A 1,182-nucleotide genomic window follows, 5' to 3' on the forward strand; every position below is an offset into this window, starting at 1 on the left:
TTACCGAAATAATATCGCAAAACAGGTTTTAAAAATTCTCTGTTTTGTACAAAAATTAATTAGTTCCCCAAGGGGGTTCTGAACAGTTACCAATTATCTTACCAATAGAATATATATCACTTACACTGTCCAGCTGCGTAAAATCTTTGAAGCCTTCTGGTGCCAAATATAAATGTGTTGGTTTAGGTGAAATTGTACTTAATTTAGACCTAAGATGATCTGCATCTTTTGCAAATCCAAAATCCGATACATAAGGGTGATTATCTAATAATAAAATATTACCAATATGCAAATCTCTGTGACAAATATTATTCTCGTGTGCTTTTTTCATTGTTGCAAATATTTCTTCGCACAATTGGATTTTATCTTCCATACACACTTTGTTCTGTTCAAAATAATCCGCTAAATCTATATCTGCTTTTTTCATTAAAAACGAATGGTTTATACCATCATAATCAAATACTTCTAGCACCTGTGCACCATATTCTTTCAGTCTATTTTGAATGACATACTCGTTTTTAAATCGGCTTGCTATATCCTTATTATCCCAATATTCCGGTTTTAATTGTTTCTTGACAAATTCTTCATTAAGGACAAATACTTTGCCAAACGAACCTTCATAAGTATTAAATTCATCACCAACTGCTGCATTTCTATAATCATCAGATTCTAAAAAAAGAATTTTATATCGAGCAAGAAAACTTGCCATTTTAATTTTAGTTTCTTCATTCATCCCTGAATAAAAAACTACATTATAAATTACTTCAATAATTTTTATTCTTTTATCTTCTTCGACATCTCCATATTGTTCCAGTAAAGATGAATACATTTTATATTCAAATTCATTTGTATTGTAATACATAAAATCATCTAAATTTATATACTGATTTGAAAAAATTGTATTTTCAAACTCTTCATAAAATCCATCCGCGTTACTCCTATTATTATAATCATAGAAATAATCATCTATAAACTGCAAAATCTTAATATATGGTTTTTTATCCAAAGCGAAACCTCCTTATATGCATCCGTATATAATACTATTTTACCATATATTTTAATTCTCTGATACTTTAATAATTCATTCCCAGCGTTGAGGAATAAATTTAATTGTGTCTATCCCTCATCTACTGTGTATGTTTTTTAGCACTTTATCCACATTTTCCTTGTTAACGCCTTTTG

General features: G+C 28.8%; 1 protein-coding gene. It reads right to left on the minus strand.

Translation table 11 applies throughout. The annotated features are described in order from the left end of the window. Positions 1 to 55 precede the first annotated feature (55 nt). Entirely contained in the window at positions 56 to 1,006 is a 951-nt protein-coding gene (locus BUB85_RS20880; protein WP_073113388.1) for a protein kinase domain-containing protein, read from the minus strand. Between the last annotated feature and the right edge of the window lie 176 nt (positions 1,007 to 1,182).

It is taken from the genome of Hespellia stercorisuis DSM 15480, assembly GCF_900142165.1.
Classification (GTDB): domain Bacteria; phylum Bacillota; class Clostridia; order Lachnospirales; family Lachnospiraceae; genus Hespellia; species Hespellia stercorisuis.